Raw genomic sequence first — 4,875 nt, 5'->3', positions numbered from 1 at the left:
TAAGTTCTTTATCCGACATAGACACCAACATATCAAACCGTCCGCTAACGAAATTGCAAAAGTGCATATTCTAAAAGCGGACATTTTTACTTTGGAGAAACCGGACATTTCTATTTTGGAGTTACACGTTCAATTCGTATAACAGCCATTATGTTAAATAGCACACTAAGTTAGAAATTTTCAGCCCATTTATCCCAAAAACCTGGTTCATCATGGTGCTTGTTCTTCATGGCGATTTCTAACGGAAGCAAATAAAAAAGAACACCTTGGATACGGGGGCTACCATCAGAATTTTCTAGATGATCCTTAACTTGAATATAAGTCGGATTGTTTTCATCATAAGGAACATCTATATATATTTCTCCTCGATAAGACTCCATATAGTTTTCATTTGCCATATGAAAGCATTCAATATAACTAATTTTATGGCTTTCCAACCACTGTATTAATTGTGTTCTACTAACCCATTCTTCATAATCATAGCCCTCATAGATTTCATTATCAAAAGCAACGAAAAGCACATCTCTGTTTTTTTCTCGAGCAATTTGATCAATATGTTTTAGAATTCTTGGCATTTTAGTTCCCTTATATCTAGGTGTTAGGGGGAGAGTTAATTATTTCATATGTTCTTGTAATTCATTTTTGAATAACTCGATTGCATCCTCAGCATTGTGCAAGTGAATTTCTTCCATAAGACCTGGTGATGCCACAGAGTAAAAAATCTCACTATTCTCATCTGTTTGTGTAGCTGCAAAGGAAACTGATCTTTTCCAACCAGGTTGTTTGCATGAAATATAATATTGTGCGATAGCATCTCCCCGCATCATTCCTCCACCAACTTTCAGACCGTTCTTGACCTGATTGCTGTCGAATTTTAGCCATTCATTATTTGCGGCTATTTCATGTACTAAATCTTGAACTTTTGAACGAATCGGCTGTAGAAACTTTTTAGTGTATTGGCTTCCACCTATCTGACGGAGCGCATCTTGCACAGCTAATTGAACCTCTGGTTTGTTCTTATCAACGGCATTTTTATAAAGCACATTAAGTTGATGTTGCGAGTAAATACCTTCTTGAATTTTGCGTAATAATTCATTGATTTTATTAACTGATGACATAACTTACCCTCTTTTTAACCATTTGTTGTTTGGCTTTCTTGTGTTGTAGATACTAAACTACAAGTATAAAAAAATCAATTTATTCTTTTAAAATAATTTTTATCCATTGTTCTTTATATTTATAATGTTGTATATTAATTAAAATCATTTTATTTTTCTTTTGAAGTTGGTGTTTTTATGAGTCGGAAATATAAAGATCAAACAGTCATAGTTTTTACATCAGAACCAAAATCAGCACTGATACATAAGAAAGGAAGTGGTGATTGGACAGCAAATATTGCAACTTTGTCTAAGGCTGAGTACTTACTATGTGTCCATAATGATAAAAATAGATATCACTATGGTGAACTAGATACTGATATTGAACGTGGCCAAGCGTTCTATATTGGAAAAATCAAAGGCGTAGAGACTTTAGATAATGGCAGAAAGTTTATCCAAGTATCTGAATATGCAATTTTACCTAATACTGAAATCTTTAAGAATGCATGGAAAAGATTAACGTTAGGTGGAAAAGCAGAAAAAGCACAGCAGAATCCAATTAAATATGAGAGTACTCAAGATGTATTGGACTTATTTGAGATTCAACTTGATGATTTAACATGGGAAATCGCTGAAAAGCATGAAGAAAGTGATTCAGTTTCAATATTAAATTTTTCATCTCTAGCATTGCCAGATCTAATTGATGAAGCCCGTAAAAAAATCGCAGAAGTAGCAAAAGTACCTAAAGAAAATGTCACGATAAAAATTGAGTTTTGATAAGATCTTCTAAAATTAACATAATACACGTTATACGAATCTAAAAACGGGAGCCTTTAGCTCCCATTTTTACTATATTTTTTAAAGTCTTAGGCATGTTGTACTGTGAGTTTTAGGCCTAAAGCATTCACAACACGATTAATCGTATCAAAACGTGGTGCTGAATCCTGACGTAGGGCTTTGTAGAGTGCCTCACGTCCAATCCCTGCTTCTTTAGCGATTTGAGTCATGCCACGAGCTTTAGCAATAACGCCAAGTGCATGGGCTAATTCAGCTGGATCATTCTCTTCAAGAACCATATTGAGATACATCACAATGTCTTCTTCAGTTTTGAGCGACTCAGCCATATCAAAACTTGGTAAATCAGCGACTTTAACCATTTTAATCCTCCAATGTTTTCGATAATTTGACTGCACGATCGATATCTTGTTGTTGAGTCGATTTATCTCCTCCACCAAGCATTACAATCACTACGTCACCATGTTGGATGTAATACATTCTCCATCCAGCACCGAAGAACTCTCTCATTTCCCAAACGCCATCTTGAAGAGGCTTAATGTCTCCCCAATTTCCACGTTGAACCTTATCCAATCTACGATTCAGGCGAATACGGGTCATATTGTCTTTAATGCCATCCAACCATTCATCAAACTCTGGCAGACGTTTAATTTCAATCATGAGGATTCCTTGTTTTCTCACCATATTGTATTCGATCGAATACAATATGCAAGTAATCTATATGGACATCCATTAATTTCTTATAATCGCCATTATGTTAAGTGATTAAAAAAGCCTTGAAATAGTTGTAAATTAGTTGTAAAATAGTTGTATATTAATTTCACACCTATGGAGGTTTTTATATGTCAAGAATGTCAAAAACAAGCGCCAGCTATATTCGTATTGCGGATAAGATTATTTTTACCTATGCGGAACTAGTACCTGGCAATCATCATGAGTTCAACAAAAAAAATAAAGGCGTACCAGTTGCCGCTGTGCATTATGAAAAATTAGACGAGTATATAATTTTACGTGATGGTCAGGAACAACCGCTGTGCATTGATGACCCGAAAAAATTTATCAGATCAATTCGCCGATTAAATAAAGATTGTGAAATCATAAATAAGCTATGACCATATTTAATGGAATACCTAGAATGACACTTTTAACGATAGTTTAAGCGTTTACACAGTTTTATTTACAGTCTCTTAAGTTTTCCTAAAATTAACATAATACACCTTATACGAAATTAAAAAAAAAATGGAGCCTAACGCTCCATTTTTTAATAACTTTTTTTAAATTGCTAAGCGTAAATTCAGTGCTTTTACAACTTTAATCACAGTATCAAAACTAGGGTTAACATCACCAGAAAGTGCTTTATAAAGACTTTCTCGGCCTAAGCCTGTATCTCGTGATAATTGAGCCATTCCTTTAGCTTTTGCAATGTTACCTAAAGCCTTTGCAATGAATGCGGCATCGCCATTAGATTCTTCAATACATGCTTGTAAGTAAGCCTGCATATCATCCTCTGTTTTAAGATGCTCAGCACTGTCCCATTTGCGAAGTTTAATAGCCATTTATAGCTCCTCCTCTAAATCTTGTGCCAATTGCAGGGCAAGTTTTATATCTTTACTTTGCGTAGACTTATCTCCGCCTGCTAAAAGAATAACAACCCTTTGCCCTTGCTTGCAGTAATAAATCCTATAGCCTGGCCCAAAGAAGAAACGTAATTCAGAAACACCTTCACCGACCGGCTCAGTATCTCCAAAGTTTCCATCTTCAACCCGATCAATTCGGACTTGTATGCGTCTTTTTGCCTGCTGGTCTTTTAACTTGGTGAACCAGTCATCAAAGACTTCAGTGGTATATATTGAGTACATAAGTAGAATGTATCCTATAGGATACATTTATGCAAGAAATAAACTTGATATTTGGGGCTCGAAACGGTGAATTTCGTATAACAACCACTATGTTAAATGGATAGTTGTTTAGTGGGAAAATCAAGTTTTTGAAATTTCAAATTGAAGTTTTTTCGTTCAATTAGTAATTGTAATTTATATTCTATTGAATAACTATTTCATAACTTTTCCTATCATATTTGGCTGCATACGTAGCTACTTCTTGATTAATCTTTTTATGATTTTTATCTAAATATGAAAAGATTATTGAATCCTCATTGTGCCGCTCGTAATTGATGGCGTATTTATATTCTGAATAAGGATAAAGAGTACCTAAGCTATAAGTTTTTTGAGCACTAATATAAGTTACTTTAAGGTCTGTAATTGGATAATCAGTCTGATTTTTAATAAAAATATATCCATCCTTTTCAAATGGCTGGCATCCTATAAGTAGAACTAATGTAAGACAGTAAAATAGGCTATTCTTCATTTTGGTAGTTCTTCAATTGGTCTTATGAGTCGATTAATAACTATAACTTTTGAGGTATCACAGCTATGATCTACTTCAGTTATCCAAGAATAATTATTTTTTTCTAGAGGATAGGATTCTCCGCCTCCATATGCTGCTTTATCACCTAAAAAATAAGTATCCGAATCTACTTTTAGGCTCTTAGTTTCCGTATCCCAATCTAGAGTTTTTGTAGCAAAAATTGGCAGAACTTTAGAGCCATCAGCATGTTCTAGGTATAGGCATTTACCTTCCCTAATAAGCTTAGCCTCACTATAACTTGCATTATCTGCTCCCCCCGTATATTGAATACGTGGAACAACTATATTTGATTCAATTTTTTCTGTAACTGGACTGCAGGCTGCAAGTAAACTTAATAAAATAAATTCTAATCTTTTCATATTAAAGGAATTTTTTGAGAGAGTAATAGAGAAATTAAAGCAAATTATTCCAAAAGGCTCTGATTAAAAATTGATGTGTGCTGAAAAAACAGGAGGTTTTAACTTGGTAAACTAAACACACTCATCAGGAGTTTACCATGAGCAAGAAACACAAGACTTACACCACAGAATTTAAAGCTGAAGCCATCAAATTAATT

Annotated in this window: 10 protein-coding genes; 2 read left to right on the top strand and 8 right to left on the bottom strand. The window is 34.2% G+C overall.

From position 1 onward, the window contains the following. Window positions 1-170 precede the first annotated feature (170 nt). Both FTU83_RS16775 and FTU83_RS16770 read right to left on the bottom strand, forming a co-directional pair. Window positions 171-575, bottom strand: coding sequence for a hypothetical protein (locus tag FTU83_RS16775; RefSeq protein ID WP_180107397.1), 405 nt, complete (start codon window positions 573-575; stop codon window positions 171-173). A 39-nt stretch (window positions 576-614) separates the two neighbouring features. Then, complete coding sequence (locus FTU83_RS16770) at window positions 615-1,118, bottom strand: hypothetical protein (protein WP_180107399.1); 504 nt, start codon at window positions 1,116-1,118, stop codon at window positions 615-617. Window positions 1,119-1,295: 177 nt separating this feature from the next. Here FTU83_RS16770 and FTU83_RS16765 point away from each other — a divergent pair, with 177 nt between their 5' ends. Beyond that, the gene (locus FTU83_RS16765) at window positions 1,296-1,874 is read left to right on the top strand and encodes a hypothetical protein (protein ID WP_180107401.1); all 579 of its coding nucleotides are present in this window, start codon (window positions 1,296-1,298) and stop codon (window positions 1,872-1,874) included. Window positions 1,875-1,963: 89 nt separating this feature from the next. On the opposite strand, the gene FTU83_RS16760 is transcribed toward FTU83_RS16765, so the two are convergent. Both FTU83_RS16760 and FTU83_RS16755 read right to left on the bottom strand, forming a co-directional pair. After that, window positions 1,964-2,254 (bottom strand): addiction module antidote protein, encoded by a 291-nt coding sequence (locus FTU83_RS16760; RefSeq protein WP_004969304.1) that lies wholly within the window; start codon window positions 2,252-2,254, stop codon window positions 1,964-1,966. Between the two features lies 1 nt (window position 2,255). After that, entirely contained in the window at window positions 2,256-2,552 is a 297-nt protein-coding gene (locus FTU83_RS16755; RefSeq protein WP_005175534.1) for a type II toxin-antitoxin system RelE/ParE family toxin, read from the bottom strand. A gap of 182 nt (window positions 2,553-2,734) precedes the next feature. Between FTU83_RS16755 and FTU83_RS16750 the strand changes: the two genes are divergently transcribed. Next, complete coding sequence (locus tag FTU83_RS16750; RefSeq protein ID WP_039048204.1) at window positions 2,735-3,004, top strand: hypothetical protein; 270 nt, start codon at window positions 2,735-2,737, stop codon at window positions 3,002-3,004. A 162-nt stretch (window positions 3,005-3,166) separates the two neighbouring features. On the opposite strand, the gene FTU83_RS16745 is transcribed toward FTU83_RS16750, so the two are convergent. The 4 genes from FTU83_RS16745 to FTU83_RS16730 form a co-directional block, all read right to left on the bottom strand. Next, window positions 3,167-3,448: an addiction module antidote protein gene (locus FTU83_RS16745; RefSeq protein WP_000985609.1), complete on the bottom strand. Its 282-nt coding sequence runs from the start codon at window positions 3,446-3,448 to the stop codon at window positions 3,167-3,169. Continuing rightward, complete coding sequence (locus tag FTU83_RS16740; RefSeq protein ID WP_000286964.1) at window positions 3,449-3,751, bottom strand: type II toxin-antitoxin system RelE/ParE family toxin; 303 nt, start codon at window positions 3,749-3,751, stop codon at window positions 3,449-3,451. It abuts the gene before it with no gap. Between the two features lie 181 nt (window positions 3,752-3,932). Further along, complete coding sequence (locus FTU83_RS16735; protein WP_004676063.1) at window positions 3,933-4,259, bottom strand: hypothetical protein; 327 nt, start codon at window positions 4,257-4,259, stop codon at window positions 3,933-3,935. After that, window positions 4,256-4,678 (bottom strand): hypothetical protein, encoded by a 423-nt coding sequence (locus FTU83_RS16730; RefSeq protein WP_004676061.1) that lies wholly within the window; start codon window positions 4,676-4,678, stop codon window positions 4,256-4,258. The genes FTU83_RS16735 and FTU83_RS16730 overlap by 4 nt, the downstream gene beginning before the upstream one ends. Window positions 4,679-4,875: the final 197 nt, after the last annotated feature.

This window comes from Acinetobacter sp. YH12152 (assembly GCF_013418285.1).
In the GTDB taxonomy this organism is placed as follows: Bacteria; Pseudomonadota; Gammaproteobacteria; order Pseudomonadales; family Moraxellaceae; genus Acinetobacter; species Acinetobacter amyesii.
This window is presented reverse-complemented; position numbering and strand designations above follow the sequence as displayed.

Bases quoted from the DNA above. Each gene is read 5' to 3' on its own strand.
- FTU83_RS16775 (WP_180107397.1), bottom strand. From the start codon at position 575: ATGCCAAGAATTCTAAAACATATTGATCAAATTGCTCGAGAAAAAAAC.
- FTU83_RS16770 (WP_180107399.1), bottom strand. From the start codon at position 1,118: ATGTCATCAGTTAATAAAATCAATGAATTATTACGCAAAATTCAAGAA.
- FTU83_RS16765 (WP_180107401.1), top strand. From the start codon at position 1,296: ATGAGTCGGAAATATAAAGATCAAACAGTCATAGTTTTTACATCAGAA.
- FTU83_RS16760 (WP_004969304.1), bottom strand. From the start codon at position 2,254: ATGGTTAAAGTCGCTGATTTACCAAGTTTTGATATGGCTGAGTCGCTC.
- FTU83_RS16755 (WP_005175534.1), bottom strand. From the start codon at position 2,552: ATGATTGAAATTAAACGTCTGCCAGAGTTTGATGAATGGTTGGATGGC.
- FTU83_RS16750 (WP_039048204.1), top strand. From the start codon at position 2,735: ATGTCAAGAATGTCAAAAACAAGCGCCAGCTATATTCGTATTGCGGAT.
- FTU83_RS16745 (WP_000985609.1), bottom strand. From the start codon at position 3,448: ATGGCTATTAAACTTCGCAAATGGGACAGTGCTGAGCATCTTAAAACA.
- FTU83_RS16740 (WP_000286964.1), bottom strand. From the start codon at position 3,751: ATGTACTCAATATATACCACTGAAGTCTTTGATGACTGGTTCACCAAG.
- FTU83_RS16735 (WP_004676063.1), bottom strand. From the start codon at position 4,259: ATGAAGAATAGCCTATTTTACTGTCTTACATTAGTTCTACTTATAGGA.
- FTU83_RS16730 (WP_004676061.1), bottom strand. From the start codon at position 4,678: ATGAAAAGATTAGAATTTATTTTATTAAGTTTACTTGCAGCCTGCAGT.